Origin of the sequence: Marinobacter shunpengi (assembly GCF_045449715.1) — a bacterium.
Classification (GTDB): Bacteria; Pseudomonadota; Gammaproteobacteria; order Pseudomonadales; family Oleiphilaceae; genus Marinobacter.
This window is the reverse complement of sequence record NZ_JBJJLA010000008.1, coordinates 25253-47766: the sequence shown is the minus strand read 5'-3', so window position 1 is coordinate 47766 and position 22514 is coordinate 25253. Positions and strand designations below refer to the sequence as shown.

Below are 22514 nucleotides of genomic sequence, written 5' to 3'. Positions count from 1 at the left end.
TCACAATCCAATGGATCGCAGGAGGAGCCCATGACGCGCCTTCTAATCGTATTATTTTGATCTAAAAGGACTTTATTGCTTGGTAATGGTGGGCCCAGCTGGACTCGAACCAGCGACCAAGGGATTATGAGTCCCCTGCTCTAACCAACTGAGCTATAGGCCCTAATTCTGATCTTGCGATTGCCTGCGGGCAGGCTGTCTCTCGGGCCTTGCGCCCTCAAGACAGCGGGATTATGCCTTCCTTCGGAAGGTCCGGGGCGCAAGCGCCCGTTCACCCCGCTGCGATGTGCCACTGGCACATCGGTCGGGCCTCACCCCCAGCTCTAACCAACTGAGCTATAGGCCCTTTCTGTGATTTTGCCTTGCCGGAAACAAAGCGGGCGCCATTATACCGTTGAGGCATGGCGCCCGCTACTGTGTTGGCCGGTTTAACCGTTGCCCTGGTCGTCGATAAAGCCGCGCAGGTGGTCAGAGCGTGACGGGTGGCGCAGCTTGCGCAGGGCCTTGGCTTCGATCTGACGGATCCGCTCCCGGGTGACGTCAAACTGCTTGCCGACTTCTTCCAGGGTGTGGTCGGTGTTCATCTCGATACCGAAGCGCATGCGCAGTACCTTGGACTCCCGGGCGGTGAGGCCGGCGAGGACCGAGCGGGTGGCTTCCCGCAGGCCTTCGGCGGTGGCGGAATCCACCGGTGAGAGGGCCTGGATGTCCTCGATGAAATCCCCCAGGTGGCTGTCTTCGTCGTCGCCGATGGGGGTTTCCATGGAGATCGGTTCCTTGGCGATCTTCAGCACCTTGCGGATCTTGTCCTCGGGCATTTCCATGCGCTCGCCCAGCTCTTCCGGGGTCGGCTCGCGGCCCATCTCCTGCAGCATCTGGCGGGAGATGCGGTTGAGCTTGTTGATGGTCTCGATCATGTGCACCGGAATCCGGATGGTGCGGGCCTGGTCCGCGATGGAGCGGGTGATGGCCTGCCGAATCCACCAGGTGGCGTAGGTGGAGAACTTGTAGCCGCGACGGTATTCGAACTTGTCCACCGCCTTCATCAGGCCGATGTTGCCCTCCTGGATCAGGTCCAGGAACTGCAGGCCGCGGTTGGTGTACTTCTTGGCGATGGAGATAACCAGACGCAGGTTGGCCTCCACCATTTCCTTCTTGGCGCGACGGGCCTTGGCTTCACCGATGGACACGCGGCGGTTGATTTCCTTGATGTCCGGGATGGCCAGGTCCACTTCGCTCTGCACGTTGGCAATGCGCTTCTGCAGACGGACGATCTCGTCCAGGCGCTCGCTGATGGCGGCGGCATAAGGCTTGCGGGAGCGGGCGATCTTCTCGGCCCAGTCCAGGTTGGTCTCGTTGCCGGGGAAGGTTTTGATGAACTCCTTCCGGTCCATGCGGCACTCGCGCACGCAGATCTTCATGATGGCGCGTTCATTCTCACGCACCAGCTCGTTGGTGGAGCGAACGACGTTAACCAGTTCTTCAAACGCCTTGTTGCCCAGCTTGAAGGGGGCGAATACCTGACCGAGTTCGTTCAGGGCCTCCTGGGTCTTCTTGTGGGCGCGACCGTGCTTCTCAAGATTCTTTTCGGCAGCGGCCAGCTTTTCCCGGAGCAGTTCGAAACGCAGGCGGGTTTCCTCGGGGTCCGGGCCGCTTTCCTTCTCTTCTTCGGAATCGTCGTCATCGTCGTCGCTGGACGAGGTGTCATCATCGGAAGAGGTGTCGGTGGTGTCCTCGCCCATGAACGGCTCGGCATCGTCCGGATCAAGAAAGCCGGATACGATGTCGCTGATACGGCCTTCATTCTCGATAATGCGATCATAGGCCTGGATCACGGTGCCAGCGGTGCCGGGGAAGTGGGCGATAGCGGCCATCACGTCGCGGATGCCTTCCTCGATGCGCTTGGCGATAACGATCTCGCCTTCCCGGGTCAGCAGTTCCACGGTGCCCATTTCGCGCATGTACATGCGCACCGGGTCGGTGGTGCGACCGGCATCGGATTCAACGGCGGCGAGGGCAGCGGCGGCTTCGGCGGCAGCGGCTTCGTCGGCGGTGGAGTCGCCCTCGGTCATGAGCAGGGTGTCAGCGTCAGGGGTTTCCTCGCTGACCTGGATGCCCATGTCATTAATCATGCGGATAATGTCTTCTACCTGATCCGGATCCGCGATATCCTCAGGCAGATGGTCATTGACCTCGGCGTAAGTCAGGTAACCTTGCTCCTTTCCTCGGGCAATGAGGTCTTTCAAACGGGATTTCTGAGAATTGCCTGACATAGACACCCTGTGAACTTGATGGTAAAAAGGAAAAAAGTTAAACAACCATTATAGCTGTCGCGAGAAACGACTGCCACCGGATGGTTAGATGGTGACCAGTGGTTTCGGTTTCAAGTCGTGGCTGAAAAAAATCCTTTGCTTCCAACCTTCTTTGCTCAATCACTCTGATTTCACTGGCACTTTTTCAATTAATGTCAGTGTTTTTGCTGATGCGCTGAAAATGCGCCTTGAACTGCTGGCGCTCCTCCTCTGTTAGCTCAGAAGCCTTAACGAGATTTTTTCCTCTCAATGCACCTGAGTGACGCTTTTTGCGGTTCTCGTCGTTAGGCGAGAGCATTGCGCGAGCACTATCTATTGCGTCGTGGCGAGTAGGCAGGTGCTCGATGCCGTCGAATAACGACTGGAATCGTTGCTGTTCCTCCGGTGACCGGGCCAGGTGCTGGTACACCTGGCGGCGCGTTTTCAGGCCGTGGCGGCTGAGCCAGTCGGCAAAGTTGGCGGCCTTGTCCAGTTGCCGGTCCTGGCGGCACAACTCCGCCAGCTCAGGGGCCATTTCCGGGGCTTCCAGCATGGCCAGGCACAGCATGTGGTTCTTGCTCAGCCGTACCGGTACCCGTTCCTGGGGCGTGGCTGGCGCACTGTTCCGGCCCTGCCGGTAGCCATCACGGCCTTTGCCGTTGTTCTGCCAGGCGTTCGGCGGCCGGCAAAGCCGCATCATCTCCTGCCACATGGCATTGCGCAGACTGCCCATGGGCATGCGGCTCAGCAGCGGTTCCACCCGGGAACGCAGCTCCCCCTGGTTCTCCGGCAGGGACAGGTCGAGACCTTCCTTCATCCGGTCGAACAGGTACCGGGACAGGGGCTTGGCCTGGCCGATGCGTTTTTCGAAGGCCTCGGCCCCCTCCTTGCGGATCAGGGTGTCCGGGTCTTCCTTGTCCGGCAGCATCAGGAACTGCAGGTGGATGCCGTCGGCCAGCAACTCCAGGGCATTCTCCATGGCCCGGTCAGCGGCCCGGTAGCCGGCGGTGTCGCCATCAAAGCAGAACACCAGGTGCCGGGTCTGCTTCAGCAGTGCCGCCAGGCTGTCCTGGTTGGTGGCGGTGCCCATGGCGGCCACCGCGTAGTGGATGCCGAACTGGGCCAGGGCGATGACATCCATGTAGCCTTCCACCACCAGCAGTTTGTCGATGCGACGCAGTGCCTGGCGGGCCTCGAACAGGCCGTAGATCTCCCGGCTCTTGTGGAACGCGTCCGACTCCGGGGAGTTGATGTACTTGGCCTTGTCGTCCCCCAGGGTGCGGCCACCGAAGGCTACGGTCCGGCCCCGGGTGTTACGGATCGGGAACATCACCCGGTTGCGGAACAGGTCCCGTGGACGGCCGTACTTGTCCGATACCGTGCCGGTCTCGATCAGCGGTTTGCGCAGTTCGTCGCTGGCGGCGTTGTACAGGGCCGTGCCGGCGCCGGGGGCGAACCCGATCTGGTACATCTCGATGACCTGCGGGTCCAGGCCCCGTTCGGTCAGGTAATCCCGCGCCAGTGAGCCTTCCGGGCTGGCCAGGCGGTTGCGGTAGAACTGGTTGGCGAAGTCCAGTGCATCGGTCAGGGTCTTCGCCTGTTTGATCTGTTCGCTGGCGACCCGGTCATAGGGTACTTCCAGGCCGGCGCGGCGGGCCAGTTCCTCCACCGCGGCAGTAAAGTCCAGGCCCTCGAATTCCCGCACGAAGCTGATGGCATCGCCATGGGCCCCGCACCCGAAACAGTGATAGAAGCCCTTGTCCGGCCGGACATTGAACGAAGGGGTCTTCTCATCGTGGAAAGGGCAGCGGGCCTTGTAGTTGGCGCCGGCCTTCTTGAGGGTGATGCGGGAACCAATGAGTTCGGCAAGATCCGTCCTGTCCAGCAGGTCTTCGATAAAACGCTGGGGGATCAGTCCGCTCATGCCTACTCCGTCTTGGATCTGAAAGGCTGTTGCTGTGCCAGTTACTTATATCGGGCACAGCGCAAAATGCCGTCGGAGCCATGCCCCGACGGCATTTCAATGTGCGCTCATCTCTCGGTTTTCCCAGTATGGAGTCGACAGATGTGTCGCGCCATGAACGGGTTCAAAACCCTGCGGTGCAGGGGCTGACCGTTCTCAGTACAGGCGCTCGAACTTGCGCTGTTCCCGCTGAAGCTTCTTGAGATGACGCTTGACGGCAGCGGCAGCCTTGCGCTTGCGAACAGCGGTCGGCTTCTCGTAGTGCTCGCGACGACGCACTTCGGAGAGCACACCTGCTTTCTCGCAGGAACGCTTGAAACGACGCAGCGCTACGTCAAACGGTTCATTCTCTTTCACTTTAACAGCTGGCATTAACAATCACCTACCTTGAATTCGGTTAGAAATATTGGACAAAAATCGGCCAGTCCTATTTAAGGCCGGCAATGATAGCGCCTGGACTACACCACCGTCAATTACCTGGTGAAATTATCGGCAGGCTTTTATTGGACAGGGGAGCCTCCGGAAAGGTCCGGATCTACTGATGTATCCGGGCCGGCATTCAGGACTTTTCCGGGGGTTCCCTGCTAGAATGCCGCCAATTTCACCACCAAGTTACCCGAGGTACCGGCCCCATGCTGATTCTGGGCATCGAAACTTCCTGCGACGAGACTGGCGTGGCCCTCTATCACAGCGAGCGCGGCCTGTTGGCGGATGCGCTGTTCAGCCAGACCGATATGCACGCCGACTATGGCGGCGTGGTGCCGGAACTGGCCTCCCGGGACCACGTCCGCAAGCTGTTGCCCCTGTGCGATGAGGTCCTGGATAAGGCCGGCTGCCAGCGACAGGACATTGCGGGAATTGCCTACACCGCCGGGCCGGGCCTGGTGGGGGCGCTGATGGTGGGCGGTTCCGTGGCCCATGCCCTTGGACTCGCCCTGGATGTGCCGGTGCTGGGGGTCCATCACATGGAGGGCCACCTGCTGGCGCCGATGCTGGAGGACAACCCGCCGGCGTTCCCATTTGTGGCATTGCTGGTGTCCGGCGGTCATACCCAGTTGGTGAAGGTGGCGGGGATCGGCGAATACCGCTTGCTGGGCGAGTCCGTGGACGACGCTGCCGGAGAGGCCTTCGACAAGGCGGCCAAGATGCTGGATCTGGACTACCCCGGCGGCCCCCGCGTCGCCTCCCTGGCGGAACAGGGCCGGGAAGGCGTTTACCGGTTCCCCCGCCCGATGACCGATCGCCCGGGGCTGGAGTTCAGTTTCAGTGGCCTGAAGACCTTTACCCTGAATACCGTTACCGCCGAGAAGAAAGCCGGTAACTGGAACGACCAGACCCGGGCCGATATCGCCCTGGCGTTCGAGAGTGCGGTGGTGGATACCCTGGTGATCAAGTGCCGCCGGGCCCTGGAGGCGGCGGATTGCGACCGCCTGGTGATGGCTGGCGGCGTCAGCGCCAACCGGCGACTACGGGCGGCACTGGAGGCCATGGCTCGCAAGCGGCAGGCAACGGTCTTCTACGCCCGGCCGGAATTCTGTACCGACAACGGTGCCATGATCGCCTATGCCGGTTGCCAGCGACTGCTGGCCGGCCAGCGGGACGGCGACCGTATCGTGGCGAAACCCCGCTGGCCAATGGATACCTTGCCCGGGCTTGCGGAAGAGCGTTTGGAGGGTTTGGGTTAATTAACCAGGCGGCACACTAGAAGCGGCTTTCCCGCCCCTGGGCCAGGCGGATCAGGTTGTTGCGGTGGCGTATCACGATAACGATGGCAAGCAGGCCGAACATGGGCAGGGTTTCAGGTTCCAGCAGGGCGCTGATCACCGGCCCGGAGCCCAGGGCAATGATGGAGGCCAGGGCGGAAATCCGCCAGCGCCACACCACCAGCAGCCAGATCAGGGCCAGCAGGATGGTGGTAACTGGTGCCAGCACCAGGCCACAGCCCAGGGCCGTGGCCACGCCCTTGCCGCCCTGGAAGCGGTACCAGAGGGGTACCATATGACCGGTGACGGCACACAGGGCCACCATGGCCTGGGCGAACACCGAGAAGTCGAAATATTGGGCCAGCCATACCGGCAGGGCGCCCTTGAGGGCGTCCAGCAACAGGGTGAGGGCCGCCGGCAGCGGGCCGCCGCTGCGGTAGACATTGGTGGCGCCGGGGTTGCGGGAGCCAAGCACCCGCGGGTCCGTCAGCCCGGACAGCCGGCAGATGGGAATGGCAAACAGTACCGACCCCGCCAGGTAGGCGAGGGCGCAGATGGCAATAAGCAGGAGTGGCTGGTTGGCTACGTCCATGGTCTGTGGGGCTGCTGAAGTCCGAAACCCACGACCTTATCCCGTTGGCGACGGCGGTTCAATCGGATTCTGGAGAGACAAGGGTTTGACCGACAGTGTATTGATCGAAGGCCTGGCCGTGGAGACGGTGATTGGCGTCTACGACTGGGAGCGGGAGGTGCGCCAGGAGCTGCGCCTCGACCTGGAAATGGCCTGGGACAACCGCCCGGCGGCGGCCTCCGATGACGTGGGGCAGGCGCTGGACTATGCTGCCGTGAGTGACCATGTGCAGCGCTTCTTCGAACAGTGCCAGCCGGCGTTGCTGGAGACCGCGGCCGAGAAGCTGGCCGGCGACCTGATGGCCACCTTTGCCATTCCGGCAATCCGCCTGACCCTCTGGAAACCGGGGGCAGTGCCCGCGGCCCGTCAGGTGGGTGTACGGATCCAGCGGGGTGACTGGTGATGAGTGACACCGTGGAAGTGTTTATCGGTGTGGGCAGCAACGTGGACCGGGAGCGCCATATCCGTGCCGGCCTGGATGCCCTGGCCCGTACGTTCGGCGAGTTGCGGGTGTCGCCGGTCTACGAGAGCGAGGCGGTCGGGTTCGACGGTTCGCCCTTCTTCAACCTGGTGGTGGGGCTGACTACCGACAAGACGGTGGCGGAGCTGAGCCAGTGCCTCAAGGCCATTGAGGTGGACCACGGGCGCAGGCCCGACGCCAAGCGCTTCAGTCCCCGCACCCTGGACCTGGACATCCTCACCTACGGCGACCTGGATCGGCCCAGGGATGGTGTTGATATTCCCCGGGCGGAAATCCTCGAAAATGCCTTTGTACTCAGGCCCCTGGCGGACCTGGCGGGGGACCGCACCCATCCGCTGGATGGGCGCAGCTACCGGGAACTGTGGAACGCCTATCGCGGTGGCCAGAAACTATGGCCAGCGGATTTTCGCTGGCGCTAGCGCAGGGCGGCCCTGTCACTCGCCCCGGAAAAGGCGCATCAGGCCGGCGGTTGAGCTGTCCAGGCCGTTGTCGCTGATCCCTTCATTGAGCTGCTGCAGGATGGGCTTGCCCAGCTGCTTGCCCAGCTCCACCCCCCACTGGTCAAAGGAATTCAGGTTCCAGATCACCCCCTGCACAAAGGTGCGGTGCTCGTAGAGGGCCACCAGGGCGCCGATGGTTTCCGGCGTGGCCTTGTCGAATACCAGGGTATTGGAGGGCTTGTTGCCAGGGATCACCTTGTGGGGCACCAGCCGCTCCACCTCCTCCGGTGGCAGTCCCTGGTCCTGCAGTTCCGCCCGGGCCTCGGCTTCGGTCTTGCCCTGCATCAGCGCCTGGCTCTGGGACAGGCAGTTGGCGAACAGGGTGGCGTGGTGGTTGGCTACCGGGTTGTAGCTCTTCAGGGGAATAATGAAATCCGCCGGCGTCAGCACAGTGCCCTGGTGCAGTAGCTGGTGGTAGGCGTGCTGGCCGTTGGCGCCGACGCCGCCCCAGATCACCGGGCCGGTGGCATAGTCTACGGTGTGCCCGTTGCGGTCCACGCGCTTGCCGTTGCTCTCCATATCCAGTTGCTGGAGATGGTTGGGTAACTGCTTAAGGTATTCGTCGTAGGTGAGGATGGCGTGGGTATCCGCACCCCAGAAGTTCACGTACCACACCCCCAGCAGGGCCATGACCACCGGCATGTTGTCCTCGAGTGGCGCCTGGCGGAAATGCTGGTCCATGTCACGGGCGCCGGCCAGCAGGCGGCGGAAGGCGTCCATGCCCAGGGTCAGGGCAATGGGCAGGCCAATGGCGGACCACAGGGAGTAACGACCGCCGACCCAGTCCCACATGGGGAAGATGGCGTGATCCTGTATGCCGAATGCCCTGGCCGCCGCGCCATTGGCGGTCACCGCCACGAAGTGGTGTCCCAGGTCGGCCTCGCTGGCGCCGGCATCCAGCAGCCACTGGCGGGCAAGCTGGCTGTTGGCCAGGGTCTCCTGGGTGCCGAAGGACTTGGACTGCACCAGGACCAGGGTGGTCTCCGGATTGACCTGCCGCAGCACTTCACTGATATCGGTGCCATCGATATTGGCCACGTAATGGCAGTGCACGCCGTTCCGGGTCAGGGGCCGGAGGGCCTCGGTCACCATGCAGGGACCCAGGTAGGAGCCGCCGATACCGATGGACACCACGTCCGTCAGGGCATCGCCCCTGAACCCCGTCAACTGGCCCTGGTGAACCTGCTCCACGAAGGTTTCCATACGATCGAGGGTGGCCTGCACCTCGGGCACGATATTCTCGCCGTTGACACGGATGTCGCTGTCGGCGTCAGCCCGCAGGGCGGTGTGCAGGGCGGGACGGTTTTCGGTGTTGTTGATGGCGGCACCGGAGAACATGGCCTCGGTGGCCTCCGGCAGACCGCAGGCCCGGGCCAGGGCCGTCAGCAGGGGCAGGGTGTCGCCACGGATGCGGTTCTTGGCGTAGTCCAGCCTGAGGCCGGCGGCCTCGATGGAAAAGCGCCGGAATCGCTCCGGGTCCTCCCGGAACAGTGTCCGCATATGGGTTGTCGCGAGTTCGGCCTGGTGCTCACGCAGCGCCAGCCACTCCGGTTTGCGGACCAGGGGTGAACTTTCCTTTGCCATGTCGCTTCCTTTCGCTACAGGGAGTCAGCGTTCAACTGACAGGTTGTCTATCAATCGCGTGGTTCCCAGGAACGCTGCCGCCAGCACGGTAAGCTGGCGGTCTCCGGGTACTGCCGGTTTCAGGGTCAGGCTGTTGACGATGTTGAAGTAGTCCGGGCGGAAGCCTTCGGCGGCCAGGGTGTCGCGGGCGGCCGCTTCCAGGCCGGCAAAGTCGTCGTTGCCATCGGCCAGGGCCCTGCCAGTCTCCGAGAGGACCCGATGCAAGGCCGGTGCCACCTCCCGTTCCGAGGTGGACAGGTAGCCATTGCGGGAGCTCATGGCCAGACCATCGTGCTCCCGGATGGTGGGCAGGCCAATGACATCCACCGGGATGAACAGGTCCCTGACCATCTTGCGGATCACCGCGAGTTGCTGGAAATCCTTCTCGCCGAACACGGCCACGTCCGGCTGCACCATATTGAACAGCATGGAGACCACGGTGGCCACGCCATCGAAGTGGCCGGGGCGGCTTGCACCGCAGTGGCCCTCGCTTACCTCTGGTACCGCCACCTGGGTCTGTCGGGCCAGGCCGTCCGGGTAGACTTCCTCCACCGTGGGGGCAAACAGCAGGGTGTTGCCCTCGGCCTCCAGCCGGCGCTGGTCTTCCGCCAGGGTGCGGGGGTAGGCATCCAGGTCCTCGCCGGCGCCGAACTGCATCGGGTTAACGAAGATGCTGGTGACCACCACATCCGACGCTTCCAGGGCCCGGCGCACCAGGGCCAGGTGCCCCTCGTGGAGGTTGCCCATGGTGGGCACCAGCCCCACCCGCTTGTCCTGGGCCCGATAGCTGCGGATAACGGCACGCAGTTCCTTGATGGTATGTACGGTACGCATTACTTGAACGTATGCTCCTCGCCGGGGAAGGTGCGTTCGCGGACGGCCTTGACGTAGGCCTCGATGGCGCCGGGAATGCTGCCACCTTCGGCCAGGAAGTTCTTGACGAACTTGGCCTTGTGGCCATCGGGAATGCCCAGCATATCGTGGAGGACCAGTACCTGGGCGTCGGTGTCCTTGCCTGCACCAATACCGATCACGGGCGCGGTCACGGCCTGGGTGATGCGGGCGGCCAGGGGCGCCGGCACGCATTCCAGCAGGATGACATCGGCGCCGGCCGCCACCAGGTCGCTGGCGTGCTCGATCATCAGCTCCGCCTGCTTGTCGTCACGGCCCTGTACCTTGTAGCCACCGAACTTGTTGACGAACTGCGGGGTCAGGCCCAGGTGGGCGCATACCGGCACTCCGCGCTCGCTGAGGGCGGTGATGGTGTCCTTCATCCAGTCGGTGCCCTCGAGCTTTACCATGTGGGCGCCGGCCCGCATCAGCTCGGCAGCATTGTCCAGGGCATCCGGGATGGTGCCGTAGGTCATGAACGGCATGTCGGCCATGATCAGGGAGCCACGGTTACCAGCGGCCACGCAGCGGGTGTGGTAGCAGATTTCCTCAAGGGTAACCGGCAGGGTGCTGTCATTGCCCTGCAGCACCATGCCCAGGGAATCGCCGATCAGGATAACGTCCACGCCGGCTTCACTGACGACCTGGGCGAACGCCGCATCGTAGGCGGTGAGGACCGCAAAAGCCTCGCCCTTGTCCTTATAGTCACGCAGGGTATTGATGGTAACAGCCATAAAAGACGCCTTTACTGGAAAGTGGCGGGTTGAGCGTTCTGTCCCGGGACCTTACGGCAAGTTGCTGTGGTCCAGAATTTTTCAGAGGCTCCCTAAGGTTAATGGCGGGGCGGGGGCGAGGCAAGAGGTGCGCCGGCCACCGGCTCCAGTCGCTGCAGATGGTTATCGGTGCATTCGTCAAGTAGTTGCTGGCAGCGGCGCCCGTCGGGCAGGGCGACATCGCGGTCAATGTCCAGCATCGGGCGCAGCACAAAGTCCCGTTCAGTGACGCCGGGGTGGGGCACTGTCAGGCGGTCGGTGGCGATTATCTCTTCGCCATAGAGCAGCAGGTCTAGGTCCAGGGTCCGGGGGCCCCAGTGGCGCAGCCGTACCCGGCCGTGGTCCTGCTCCAGCCGTTGCAGGTGGTCCAGCAGGTCGTGGGGGGACAGGCTGGTTTCCAGGAGCGCCACGCCGTTGACGAAATCCGGCTGGTCCTGTGGGCCCATGGGCCGGCTGCGATAGAAGGGGGACTGGTCGAGCAGGGTGGACCGGGGCAGGGTTGCCAGGCCTGTCACGGCCCGGGCCAGTTGCTGTAGCGGGTCTTCCAGGTTGCTACCCAGACCGACCCAGGCCCTGACCCCGTTGCTCATCCGTCCTGCCTCTGGGGGGCGGGCTTGCGGCGCCGGCGCCGCTTGCGAGGCCCCTGTTGCCCCAACTGGCTGAGCATCCGCTCCCGCTCGCGGTCATCCGCCTCCTGGAAGTCGGTCCACCACTGGCCCAGGCCGGGTTCGATCTCACCAGCGGCCTCGCGGACCAGAAGGAAGTCATAGGCGGCCCGGAACCGGGGGTGCTCCATCAGGGCATAGGCACGCTTGCCCTGGCGCCTGGGCAGGCGCATCTGCAGTTCCCAGATTTCCTTCATGGGACCGGAGAACCGCTTGGGAATGGAGGTAGCCTGCACCTGCCGGCCAATCACCTTGCTGATGGACTGGTGCAGGGCCGGCTGTACCGGCTCGCCATTGTCCTGGCGGCGCTGCCATTCCGACTGTAATGCCGGCCACAGCATGGCGGCATACATGAAGTAGGGAGTGACCGACTTGCCCCTTCGGAGCCGGTCGTCGGTGTTCTGCAGGGCCTTGAGTATCAGGGTGTCCGGCTGGCCCTCATCAATGGCCCGGACGGTTTCCGGGAACAGCGGTGCCAGCAGGCCATACTGTTGCAGCAGGTACCAGGTGGCCTCGCCGTAACCGGCGGAGAACAGCTTGAGGACCTCCTCAAACAGCCGGGCCGGGGGGATGTGGGTCAGCAGCGGTGCCAGTTCGCGGATGGGGGCTTCGGTAACCGGTTCGATGGTGAAGCCCAGCTTGGCGGCGAATCGTACCGCCCGCAGCATACGCACCGGGTCCTCACGGTAGCGGGTCTCCGGGTCGCCGATCAGCCGGAGCTGGCGGTTGTTCAGGTCGTCCATGCCGCCGGCGTAGTCGATGACGGTGAAATCGCGGATGCAGTAGTAGAGGGCGTTGACGGTAAAGTCCCGCCGCAGGGCATCCTCCTCCTGGTTGCCATAGACGTTGTCGCGCAGCAGCAGACCATGCTCGTTGGTCCGGCGATCGTCGTCATCGTCGGCGTCGTCCGTGTTGGCATTGCCACGGAAGGTGGTGACTTCGATAACTTCACGCCCGAACAGCACATGAACGATGCGGAAGCGTCGGCCAATCAGGCGGGAGTTGCGAAACAGCTCGTGTACTTCCTCGGGGGTGGCATCGGTGGCGATGTCGAAATCCTTGGGCTGTTCCCCCAGCAGGATGTCGCGAACGCCACCGCCTACGAGGTAGGCCTCATAGCCGGCCTTGTTGAGCCGGTTGAGCACCTTCTTGGCCGGCTCGCTGATCATTGAGCGCGAGACGTTGTGCTGGTCCCGGGGAATTTCGCGGCGCTCGTAAGCCGGCTCCATCGGGGCTTTGGGAGCAAGCAGGGCGCGAACTTTTTTCTGTATGTTTCTCAGCATTGAAATCCATGAACGGCGTATCGGCAGCCCGGAGCCGGGGCGTGCCATGGTTTGACGTTGCCTGGGCTGGCGCCGGAATGTCGCGGGCACCATCCACGCAGGAGGGAGAGTTTAACGGTTTGCGCAGGATTTGCCCATGTTGGTCTCGGTTTCGGACAGAGGGAGTACGCCGGCCAGATAATCAAAAGGCGGGAACGCTTGCGCGAACCCGCCTTGGAAGAGTAGACGATCTGCATTGTTTTTGTTGTTTGCGGTTTTTTTTATTGGCAGGCCAGTTGCCTGCTTTGACCTCAGGTGAGGCCCGAATCCTGTAAACGGAACGCTTTGAATACAGAGAGCGGTAGTGACTATATGATCACCTTGGGCAGCGGCAGCGACGTCTGGAAGACGTTTCTTCTCTACTACTGCGGTTCTCATAAAGCCAAGGCACCACTAAAAAGCTCAGCACCCAAAACACTCAGTTCACTCACGCCCTGTGCTTGTTTTTGTTACCGGGCGCTTTTTCTGCAGCTTTTTGTTCTTGTTGTTGGCGCTGCCCTGTCACATTGTTTTTGTTGTTGTGCGCTCTAGTTAAAGCAGTGCTTGTGCCAGTTTTTGCAAATCCTTTAAAAACAGCAGTTTGTGATTTTTTAATGGGTTTTAGGAATAAAAAAATACCGCTTAGTGTTACTCATGTCTCGGTTATCCATTATGTCGTGTTTCGTGCGGTAACACCGGGTAACACCCGGGGTGTTACCGGCGAGGTAACACTCGGGAAATTGAGAGGTAACACCTGCGTGGCCATGTAGGGCCCTGGGAACGAGGGAGGGGCGGAGTTAGGGAGGGGGCGGTCAGCTTTTCTTGCGGGGAATACCCAGGCGCTGGCGGCGTTCCCACAGCGACTTGCGGCTGATGCCCAGCTTCTGGGCCAGCTCGGTCTCGCTCATGCGGTCCTGGTTCTCCAGTACGAAATGCTGGAAATAGTCCTCCAGGGACAGGTCGCTGCCGCCATCGGATTCCCGGGAAGGAGGCGGTGTCTGCTCATTGTTACCCTCCACCAGGCTGCTGGGGATGGCGTAGTCATCGCCGGTTTCGATATCCAGGTCGAGCTGGTCCGGGGTGATGACATCGCCGTCCGCGAGGATGGAAGCCCGCTCTATGGCATTCTCGAGTTCCCGCACGTTACCCGGCCATCGGTGCCGTTCCATGGCCTTCATGGCTTCCGGGCTCAGGCTGAGGCCGGGCTTGTTCATCCTGTCCGCCTGCCGTGCCAGGAATCGCCTGGACAGCCCCAGCACATCCCCCTGGCGTTCCCGTAGTGGGGGAATGCGGATCTGCATGACGTTCAGGCGGTAATAGAGATCCTCCCGGAACTCACCGGTGCGGGTCATGGCCTTCAGGTTACGGTGAGTGGCGGCGATCATCCGCACGTCAACCTGGCGGCTCTGGGTGGAGCCCACCTTGCGGATTTCCCCCTCCTGCAGCACCCGTAGCAGCCGGGCCTGGGCTTCCGGGGGCAGTTCACCAATCTCGTCGAGGAACAGGCTGCCGCCGTCGGCGGCTTCGATCAGGCCGGTGCGGCCGGACACGGCACCGGTGAAGGCACCCTTTTCGTGACCGAACAGTTCCGATTCGATCAGGCTCTCGGGAATGGCGGCGCAGTTCACCGAGATCAGCGGATGGTTGGCCCGCGGCGACAACAGGTGCAGGGCGCGGGCGGCCAGTTCCTTGCCGGTGCCGGACTCGCCCTGGATCAGTACCGTGGTTTCCGTGGGAGCGACCTTGCGGATCAGTGTGAATACCCGCTCCATGGCGGAGCACTCACCGTACATGATCTCCGCCGGGTCACCGCTGTTACCGCCGGATGCGCCTGCATCGGCGGTGTCGCTGTCCGGCTGTCCGACGCTTTCCGCGAGGATGCCTTCCACCGCGGACAACATCTCGTCGTGATCGAAGGGTTTGGCAATGTATTCCACTGCCCCTTTCTTCATGGAGTCCACCGCCGAGCGCAGGCTGGCGTAGCTGGTCATGATCAGCACCGGGACGCCGGACGCCTGGCCGATCAGGCTGGTGCCGGCTTCCCCGGGCAGGCGCAGGTCGGAGATGATCAGATCGAAGGCGTTCAGGTCGTACTCGCCGGTGGCGCCTTCCACCGACTCGGCCACGGCCACGTCGTAGCCATTGTGCTGGAGCAGCTTGCGCAGGGCAGCGCGGATAATTTCTTCGTCTTCTACAATCAGTATGCGATGCATCGTATCTGTCATGACCCTTGATAGTCCCCCTCACTGCCGTCGTCGCTTTCGGGCTCGTAGGCGGGCAGTTTCAGCCGCACCAGAGTACCACGCCCGCTCTCCCTGTCGGCGGGACTTTCCACATTAATGGTGCCGTAGTGTTCCTCGACAATGCTGTACACCAGTGACAGGCCAAGGCCGGTGCCCTGGCTGGCGCCCTTGGTGGTATAGAAGGGCTCGAAGATATGATCGAGCTGTTCCGGGGGTATGCCTGACCCTTCGTCGGCGATTTCGATAATAGCGGAGTATTCGTCACGGTTTCCACTGACCCGGATCCGGCCGCCATCCGGTGACGCATCCCGGGCGTTGGCCAGCAGGTTGACGAAGACCTGCACCAGCCGTTGCTCGTCGCCCAGGACCAGCAGATCCTCCGGACACTCGTTGATGTAGTCAAGCCCTCGCCCCTTGTCGCTCAGGGACAGCAGGTTCACGGACTCGTCCACACAGCGGCGGATACCCACGGGTTCGTACCGGTTGGCCTGGGCGTGGTTGCCGGTGCGGGCGAAGTTCATCAGCGACTGCAGGATATTGGAGATGCGCCGGGTCTGCTGCTGGATCTGGTCCGCGGTTTCCAGGATGTCGGGGTTGTCGGTTTCCAGTTTCAGGTTCTGGGCCAGCGAGGAGATGCCGGTGACCGGGTTGCCCACCTCATGGGCCACCCCCGCGGCCAGCCGACCTACCGACGCCAGCCGTTCACTGTGCATCAGTTCGTCTTCCAGCAGCCGGGTTTCGGTCTGGTCTTCCACCAGGATAATGCTGCCGCCCTCGGGGTGGTCCGGCCCCGCCAGGGCGGCCTTGTGCAGGTTTAGCCAGTGGGGGCGACCCCTCAGGTCCAGGCGGTGCTTGTAGCGGCGCAGGTCCGGGCCGTGGACGAATTCTTCCATCAGGTCCCGCCAGTGGGCGGGCAGTGCCTGCAGGCGGGCCCCGACCACCTCGTCGGCGGAAATGCCGGTGAGTTCCGCGATGGCCTGGTTCCACATCAGGATCTCGCCGTCGTCCCCCACCGAGCAGGCCGGTATGGGCAGGTTTTGCAGGGTCTGCCGGTAGTGCCGGCGCAGGTTGTCCAGTTCGCCGGCGAGGCCGGTCAGGCGGTTCTCGTATTCCCCCAGGGCCCGCTCCACATACTGGATATCCTGGGCGGTGCGGCTGCTGGCCGCCATGGGTTTGAAGCCCAGATGGCGCTGTACCAGGTCCTGAGCCACCGAAGGGCCCATCAGCCCGGACAGGTTAATCTCGATCTGGTCCCTGAGCCGGCGGAGTTGGTAGGGGCGGTATTCCACCGGCGGCAGTTCCAGTTGTTCCTGGGCCCGGACCACTTCCCGCTTGGCCACGTTGTAACCCAGGGGTTCGGCCAGGTGCCGCACGAATTCCGATGACGAAGTGGCGATCAGTTCCCGCCGCTGTGGCCGGGACAGGGCGCCGAGGGAGCAGGCCTGGGCCGCGCTGATTTCTTCCGGGCTGGTCCGGCTGACAATGGAGACCAGGGCAAAGGTGACGATGTTCACGCCCAGGCTGATGAAGGTGAAGATGGGCCAGTTGTCGTATTCCGGGGTAACGGGCAGGACCGTGATCCAGTCCAGCGGGTCGGTGGCCCGGGACAGTGGCAGTACCAGGGTGGTGGCCCACAGGGTGAGCCCGGCGACCAGTCCGCTGATCAGGCCCTTGCGGTTGCCTTCCGGCCAGTAGATCACGCCCAGGGCGCCGGGCAGGAGTTGCAGCACCCCCGACAGCGACAGGATGCCCAGGGTGGACAGGTCCAGCTCACGCCCCAGCAGTTCATGGAATAACAACGCCGCGAAGATGATAACGGCAATCAGGAAGCGCTTGGTCCAGCGCAGCCAGCGGTAGATATCGTCCTGGTCCCGGGGCGTGCGCAGGGGCAGTACCAGGTGATTCAGCACCATACCGGCCAGGGCCAGGGTGCTGACGATCATCAGGCCGCTGGCGGCGGACAGGCCGGCCACGTACATCAGGATGGTCAGCCATGGGCTCCCCAGGGCCTGGGCGGTGCTGATGGCGAACATCGCCGGTTCGTTGGTCACCGGCATGGCCATGCCGCCCCAGAGGATCAGGGGCACCGGCAGACCCAGCAGCAGCAGGTACAGCGGCAACCCCCAACTGGCCCGGGACAGGGCACGGGGGCTCGGGTTTTCGCTGAAGATCATATGGTACATGTGGGGCAGTACCAGGGCGCCGGCGAACGACATCAGCATCAGCGCCCGCCAGCTTCCGTCCTCGATCTTCAGCGTGAGGGCGCTGACCCCGGTGGAGGGCAGCGCCAGCCATTGCTCCAGGCCGGCGAGGCCGTCGAACACCGAGAACAGGATGGTGGCCCCCAGCAACAGCATGGCCCCGAGCTTGACCAGCGAGTCGAAGGCGATGGCCACCACCAGGCCCTGATGGCTGCCGGAGGTCTGGTCCCGGCGGGAGCCGAACAGCATGGCGAACAGCACCACGATCAGGCTGAACAGGATGCTGATGGCGTTTGGCGAAGCGTTGGGAGTGAGCAGGCCGGCACTGTCGGATACCGCCTTGATCTGCATGCTGAGCAGGGCCATCAGCGACATGCCGGAGGTGATGGTCACCAGGGTGCCAGCCCACTGGCTGCGGTAGCGGAAGGCAAACAGGTCCGCCAGCGAGGTGAGCTGGTAGGCCCGCCCGATGCGCATGATCGGGTTGAGCAACACCGGTGCCAGCAGGAAGGCGCCACTGATACCCAGGTAGTAGGCGAGGAAACCATAGCCATACTCAGCGGCGACTCCCACCGCACCGTACACGGCCCAGGTGCCGGCATAGACGCCCAGGCTCAGGGTATACACCAGCGGGTGTCGAACCCAGCGGCCGGGCAGCCGGCCACGTTCGGTGGCATGGGCAATGCCGAACAGCGTCAGCAGGTAGGCCAGGCTGATCAGCAGCAAAACCGGCAGGCTAAAACTCATTGGGGTCCCGTTGCCATTCCAGCCACACGCCGACGGCGATCAGGCTGCTCCAGAAAAGGTAGGGGGAGTACCAGGCGTTATCCGGCGAAACCCACCAGTCCAGGATGTTGGGTGAAAAGATGTAAACAGCCAGAACCAGTAGGAAAACCAGGCGATAGATATACATCAGATGTTTATCCGGGCCGTTGATGTCCGGGGTTATACCATGGGCCGGGGGGCACTGTCAGGTTGGTTGCCAATCCCGCGCGGACTCCCGGATCAGGGTACCCGGCTGTGTTCCAGGGGGATGGCATCCAGTGCCCAGTGTTCCGTGGCCCAGGCCAGCACCTGCGAGGGAGTATCGGACGCCAGTGCCCGGGGTGGTCGCTGGCCCAGTGACGCCAGGGCATGCCAGAGGTTGCGGGCCGGCTGGCTGTCATCCACTGCCGGCGCATGGTTCTGTTTGCTGAGCTTCTGGCCCTGCTGGTTGAGGACCACGGGAATATGGGCCCAGCCGGGAAGGGTGCCCGCCAGGGCCCGGAAGATCTGGCGTTGCTGGGCGGTGGTTTCCAGCAGGTCGGAACCACGGACCACATCGGTCACGCCCTGGTCGATATCGTCCACCACCACGGCAAGCTGGTAGGCCACGAACCTTTCCTTGCGGATGATCACCGGATCGTCCACCTCGGCGCGGACGGACTGGTGCTGCCCGCCCAGGATGCGGTCGTGCCAGTGGGCGTGTTCGTCGTCCAGGGCAAAACGGATGGCCAGGGGGCGCTCACCCGGGGTGTTTCCGCCTTTACGGCAGTGGTAGGGGTGGCGGCCGTCGTTGGCCTTCAGTTCCTTGCGGGAGCAGCCGCAATAGTAGGCCCTGCCCCGATCCACCAGCCGGTCTGCCAGTTGTCGGTAGGTCTCCAGCCGTGATGACTGGTAGCGGACATCGCCGTCCCAGTGAAGGCCGTGGGCCGCCAGGCTGTGCAGGATCTGTTCGGTGGCTTCCGGGCTTTCCCTTAGCGGGTCCAGATCCTCGATCCGTACCAGCCACTCACCGTTGCGGGTGCGGGCCTCCAGATAGCTGGCCAGTGCAGTGACCAGTGAGCCGAAATGGAGGGGGCCGGTGGGCGAGGGGGCGAAACGCCCGCGGTACGCCGGAGTGGTCATGTAGGGAATCCCTGCGTGAGGGCCGTTTGACCCTCACGTTGAGTTGCGCTGGCGTGATCAGATGCCGGTCTGGCGCTCGCGGATTTCCGCCAGGGTCTTGCAGTCGATGCACAGGGTGGCCGTGGGGCGGGCCTCCAGGCGACGGATGCCGATTTCCACGCCACACTGGTCGCAGAAGCCGTAGTCGTCCTTGTCGATGCGGTCGATGGTCTTGTCGATTTTCTTGATCAGTTTCCGTTCCCGGTCACGGGTGCGGAGTTCCAGGGAAAATTCTTCTTCCTGGGAGGCGCGATCGCTGGGGTCGGCATAGTTGGCGGCATCTTCCTGCATGTGATGCATGGTGCGGTCGACCTCTTCCATGAGCTCCTGCCGCCACTGCATCAGCAGGTTGCGGAAGTGTTGCAGCATCTCGGGGCTCATGTATTCTTCACCCTTCTTCGCTTCATACGGGGTGAAGTTGGTAAAGCGCTCGCGTGTCTGTTCTGCGGTATTTGCCATGTGACCTGGCCTCTTTATGAAAACTCCAAAGGGACGCAGTGTTATTGCTTGTGTCTGCGCCCGTCTGAATCAGGAACCGCCCGGTTCCTCGGGAATCTGCGGAAAATAGCAGATCTGTTGCGGGGGCGCCAGCCTTCTTGTATCCACAATGTGCATCGTATCAATTGACCATGGAGACGTCATGAATTTCCCCGAAAACCTTGTCGAAGGGCGGCTGCTGAAACGGTACAAGCGGTTTCTTGCGGATATACGACTGGACGATGGCAAACTCGTGACGGCTCACTGCCCCAATACCGGCTCCATGATGGGCTGCCAGCCCGATAATGCCCGGGTCTGGCTGAGCCCGGCCACCAACCCGAAACGCAAGCTGCGCTACACCTGGGAGCTGGTGGAAACCGCGCCGGGCGCACTGGCCTGTATCAACACCGGCCGCCCCAATGCCCAGGCCCGGGCTGCGGTGGAGGCGGGTACCATAGCGGCCCTGTCCGGCTATGGTTCGGTGCGCCCGGAAGTCCGCTATGGCGAGGAGAAAAGCCGTATCGATCTGCACCTGTCCGGGCACCCGGAGCAGGCGGATGCCTGGGTGGAGGTGAAGAACGTCACCCTGTGCGAGGACGGTGTGGGGTACTTCCCCGACGCGGTTACCCTCCGTGGCCAGAAGCACCTGAGGGAACTGATGGCCCAGGTTCGTGCTGGCGATAGGGCGGTGCTGCTGTTCTGCGTCAACCATACCGGGGTGGCAGAGGTGCGTCCGGCGGACCATATTGACGCTGCCTATGGCGATCTGCTCCGGCAGGCAGCCGCCGCCGGGGTGGAGCTGATGGCCTGGCAGGCGGACCTGGTGCGGGACAACAACCCGTCCGGTAGCCTGGCCCTGGTGAGGGAGCTGCCTGTCGTGCTCGGGTCGGAGAACTAGAGCCGGGCCTCAATGGTGCCGTCGGCGATCCGCAGGGGCACCGACATCAGTCGGTCCCCCTGGCAGGGCCCGGCGATGCAGTCACCGGATTCCGGGGTGAACAGGGCGCCGTGGTTGACGCAATGGATAAAGCAGTTGTCCGGGTCCAGGAACCGCTCCGGCATCCAGTTGAGGGGGATGCCCAGGTGGGGGCAACGGTTGCGGTAGGCGAACAGTCGGCCGCGGCGGCGGAACAGGAAGCAGGGTTCCCCGTCCAGCTGGAATTCCTGGAACTGATCATTGGCCACCCCCGACTCCGGGCAGACCGGAGTCCAGCCATCGCCCATGGTTTCTTCCGGCATCAGGCGCTTTCGTCCATCCCGAAATGGGCCCGGATGCGATGGGCCAATTCGCCGGTCGCCAGGGTTTCATCCGTGCGGATATGGACGGTGTGGGACTTCTCCACCTCCGACAGCGGCTCCTCCCATTGCTTCTGCTGCTCCAGCAGCTTCTCGTCTGCTTCCGAGGCGTCGCCCCGGCGCTCCCGGATCCATTCCCGGCGGGTGGCTTCCGGGGCCTCGCAGTGGATCAGGCCGAACGGCACGCCCAGGCCCTCCGCCACGCTGGCCAGCAGCTCCCGCTCGTTTTCCCGCAGGTAGGCGGCATCCACGATCACCCCGAAGCCGCACTGCAGCAGTTGCTTCGACAGGTCCGCCAGTTGGCGATAGGTCTTGCGGTTGGCCTCTTCGGTGTAGAGGTTTTTGCCGATGTCGGAGCGGGAACTGTCCAGGGGGCCAAGACCGAACAGGCGCTTGCGCTCCACATCCGACCGCAGGCGTACCAGGCTCAGCTCGCAGGCCAGGGTATGGCTGACGGTGGACTTGCCGCTGGCGGACAGGCCGGTGGTGGCCAGCAGGTAAGGGTTGGGTATCCGGGTGTAACGCTCTGCCAGGTTGGCGTAGTCCCGGTATTTCTGCAGGAGCCCTTCCTTCTCCTGCTCCGGTAGGCCGTCATTGCCCCGGGTGAACAGGGAGATCTTGGCCCGCACCAGGGCACGGTAGGTCTTGTACAGGGGCAGCAGGGCGAGGCCGTCGAAATCGCCGCGCCACTCCAGATAGGCGTTCAGGGTGTGGCTGGCGAGGGCGAATTCCCGGCGGGACTCCAGGTCCATCAGCAGGAACGCCAGGTCGTTGATCACATCAATCCAGCGGAAAGGCTCGCTGAACTCGATGCAATCGAAGACGGTCACCTTGCCCTCATAAGTGGTGATATTGGCCAGGTGCAGGTCGCCATGACATTCCCGCACGAAGCCGTCCGCCCGGCGTTGGGCAATCAGGTACTGCTGGCGCTCGAAGGTGCTGCGGGTCCAGCCTTCCAGGGCCTCGAGCTGGTCGAGTAGGGCCTTGTCGCCGTCCAGCAGTGGCCGGATCTGGTCGAAGTTTTCCTGCATGGCGGCGAACACGGCCTCCGGCGTTCCCAGGGGCTTGTCTTCCGGCACCGGCGGCAGCGTGTCGTGGAAGCGGGCGGCCTGCTCGGCCAGCTCGCTGAGCAGGTCCGGCGTCAGTTGCCCCCGTTCCTGCAAGCCGTCGAAGAGCTGGTCCTGGCGGAACTGGCGCATGCGGATGGCGTATTCGAAGGGCTCGCCGCTGCCGTTGAGGACCGGTTCCTCCGGCGAGCCGGTAATGGGCACAACGTCCAGGTACAGGGTCGCGGCCAGGCGCTGGTTCAGGCGTACCTCCTCCTCGCAGAAGTGGCGCCGTTTCTCCAGGGTGGAGAAGTCCAGGAAACCGAAGTCCATGGGCTTCTTGATCTTGTAGGCATAGTCACCGGTAAGGATGACCTGTGAGATATGGGTTTCCAGTACCTGGAATTCCTTGACCGGATGGTCATACAGCGCCGGGTCTTGCAGGTTGTCGATCAGGATTGCAGCCGGTGCGTCGCTCACAGTGTGCTCCTTGGTCTGATGTG

Annotated in this window: 20 protein-coding genes and 1 tRNA gene; 4 read left to right on the top strand and 17 right to left on the bottom strand. The window is 63.1% G+C overall.

Features of this window, described 5'->3' with window-relative positions; translation table 11 throughout:
• Positions 1-86: 86 nt before the first annotated feature.
• The 4 genes from ACJO3T_RS02880 to rpsU form a co-directional block, all read right to left on the bottom strand.
• Positions 87-163 (bottom strand) — tRNA-Ile (locus ACJO3T_RS02880).
• A gap of 265 nt (positions 164-428) precedes the next feature.
• Positions 429-2273 carry an RNA polymerase sigma factor RpoD gene (gene rpoD / locus ACJO3T_RS02875; RefSeq protein WP_406977715.1) on the bottom strand — a complete coding sequence of 615 codons (1845 nt, stop codon included), beginning with the start codon at positions 2271-2273 and terminating at the stop codon, positions 429-431.
• A 184-nt stretch (positions 2274-2457) separates the two neighbouring features.
• Positions 2458-4215, bottom strand: a complete 1758-nt coding sequence (gene dnaG / locus ACJO3T_RS02870; protein WP_406977714.1) for a DNA primase — start codon at positions 4213-4215, stop codon at positions 2458-2460.
• 195 nt (positions 4216-4410) lie between these two features.
• Complete coding sequence (gene rpsU / locus ACJO3T_RS02865) at positions 4411-4626, bottom strand: 30S ribosomal protein S21 (RefSeq protein WP_007153483.1); 216 nt, start codon at positions 4624-4626, stop codon at positions 4411-4413.
• 260 nt (positions 4627-4886) lie between these two features.
• Between rpsU and tsaD the strand changes: the two genes are divergently transcribed.
• Positions 4887-5939, top strand: coding sequence for a tRNA (adenosine(37)-N6)-threonylcarbamoyltransferase complex transferase subunit TsaD (tsaD, locus tag ACJO3T_RS02860; protein ID WP_406962451.1), 1053 nt, complete (start codon positions 4887-4889; stop codon positions 5937-5939).
• 16 nt (positions 5940-5955) lie between these two features.
• Here tsaD and plsY read toward each other — a convergent pair whose 3' ends face one another.
• The gene (gene plsY / locus ACJO3T_RS02855) at positions 5956-6549 is read right to left on the bottom strand and encodes a glycerol-3-phosphate 1-O-acyltransferase PlsY (protein ID WP_406977713.1); all 594 of its coding nucleotides are present in this window, start codon (positions 6547-6549) and stop codon (positions 5956-5958) included.
• Between the two features lie 85 nt (positions 6550-6634).
• On the opposite strand from plsY, the gene folB reads away from it, so the two are divergent.
• On the top strand, positions 6635-6991 hold the full coding sequence (folB, locus tag ACJO3T_RS02850) for a dihydroneopterin aldolase (RefSeq protein ID WP_406977712.1): 357 nt from the start codon (positions 6635-6637) through the stop codon (positions 6989-6991).
• Entirely contained in the window at positions 6991-7488 is a 498-nt protein-coding gene (gene folK, locus ACJO3T_RS02845; RefSeq protein WP_406977711.1) for a 2-amino-4-hydroxy-6-hydroxymethyldihydropteridine diphosphokinase, read from the top strand. The genes folB and folK (ACJO3T_RS02845) overlap by 1 nt, the downstream gene beginning before the upstream one ends.
• A 15-nt stretch (positions 7489-7503) precedes the next feature.
• Here folK (ACJO3T_RS02845) and pgi read toward each other — a convergent pair whose 3' ends face one another.
• The 10 genes from pgi to dksA form a co-directional block, all read right to left on the bottom strand.
• Entirely contained in the window at positions 7504-9153 is a 1650-nt protein-coding gene (gene pgi / locus ACJO3T_RS02840) for a glucose-6-phosphate isomerase (protein ID WP_406977710.1), read from the bottom strand.
• Between the two features lie 24 nt (positions 9154-9177).
• Positions 9178-10026: a pantoate--beta-alanine ligase gene (gene panC, locus ACJO3T_RS02835; RefSeq protein ID WP_406977709.1), complete on the bottom strand. Its 849-nt coding sequence runs from the start codon at positions 10024-10026 to the stop codon at positions 9178-9180.
• Positions 10026-10817, bottom strand: coding sequence for a 3-methyl-2-oxobutanoate hydroxymethyltransferase (panB, locus tag ACJO3T_RS02830; protein WP_406977708.1), 792 nt, complete (start codon positions 10815-10817; stop codon positions 10026-10028). Before panB ends, panC begins: the two co-directional genes overlap by 1 nt.
• A 98-nt stretch (positions 10818-10915) precedes the next feature.
• Entirely contained in the window at positions 10916-11446 is a 531-nt protein-coding gene (gene folK / locus ACJO3T_RS02825) for a 2-amino-4-hydroxy-6-hydroxymethyldihydropteridine diphosphokinase (RefSeq protein WP_406962465.1), read from the bottom strand.
• A complete protein-coding gene (gene pcnB, locus ACJO3T_RS02820) occupies positions 11443-12750 on the bottom strand; it encodes a polynucleotide adenylyltransferase PcnB (protein WP_406962515.1) in 1308 nt (435 codons plus the stop codon). The genes folK (ACJO3T_RS02825) and pcnB overlap by 4 nt, the downstream gene beginning before the upstream one ends.
• Before the next feature lie 884 nt (positions 12751-13634).
• Positions 13635-15035, bottom strand: coding sequence for a sigma-54-dependent transcriptional regulator (locus ACJO3T_RS02815; protein WP_406962517.1), 1401 nt, complete (start codon positions 15033-15035; stop codon positions 13635-13637).
• 8 nt (positions 15036-15043) lie between these two features.
• Positions 15044-18013, bottom strand: a complete 2970-nt coding sequence (locus ACJO3T_RS02810; protein WP_406962467.1) for an ATP-binding protein — start codon at positions 18011-18013, stop codon at positions 15044-15046.
• On the bottom strand, positions 18003-18179 hold the full coding sequence (locus ACJO3T_RS02805; RefSeq protein ID WP_328188831.1) for a hypothetical protein: 177 nt from the start codon (positions 18177-18179) through the stop codon (positions 18003-18005). Before ACJO3T_RS02805 ends, ACJO3T_RS02810 begins: the two co-directional genes overlap by 11 nt.
• A 92-nt stretch (positions 18180-18271) precedes the next feature.
• Entirely contained in the window at positions 18272-19153 is an 882-nt protein-coding gene (gluQRS, locus tag ACJO3T_RS02800; RefSeq protein WP_406977707.1) for a tRNA glutamyl-Q(34) synthetase GluQRS, read from the bottom strand.
• A 57-nt stretch (positions 19154-19210) separates the two neighbouring features.
• Positions 19211-19651, bottom strand: a complete 441-nt coding sequence (gene dksA, locus ACJO3T_RS02795; protein ID WP_406962471.1) for an RNA polymerase-binding protein DksA — start codon at positions 19649-19651, stop codon at positions 19211-19213.
• Positions 19652-19832: 181 nt separating this feature from the next.
• Between dksA and sfsA the strand changes: the two genes are divergently transcribed.
• Positions 19833-20567 (top strand): DNA/RNA nuclease SfsA, encoded by a 735-nt coding sequence (gene sfsA, locus ACJO3T_RS02790; RefSeq protein WP_406977706.1) that lies wholly within the window; start codon positions 19833-19835, stop codon positions 20565-20567.
• On the opposite strand, the gene ACJO3T_RS02785 is transcribed toward sfsA, so the two are convergent.
• Positions 20564-20908, bottom strand: a complete 345-nt coding sequence (locus ACJO3T_RS02785) for a Rieske (2Fe-2S) protein (protein ID WP_406977705.1) — start codon at positions 20906-20908, stop codon at positions 20564-20566. The genes sfsA and ACJO3T_RS02785 overlap by 4 nt on opposite strands.
• Positions 20908-22491 (bottom strand): bifunctional aminoglycoside phosphotransferase/ATP-binding protein, encoded by a 1584-nt coding sequence (locus tag ACJO3T_RS02780; protein WP_406962477.1) that lies wholly within the window; start codon positions 22489-22491, stop codon positions 20908-20910. The genes ACJO3T_RS02785 and ACJO3T_RS02780 overlap by 1 nt, the downstream gene beginning before the upstream one ends.
• Between the last annotated feature and the right edge of the window lie 23 nt (positions 22492-22514).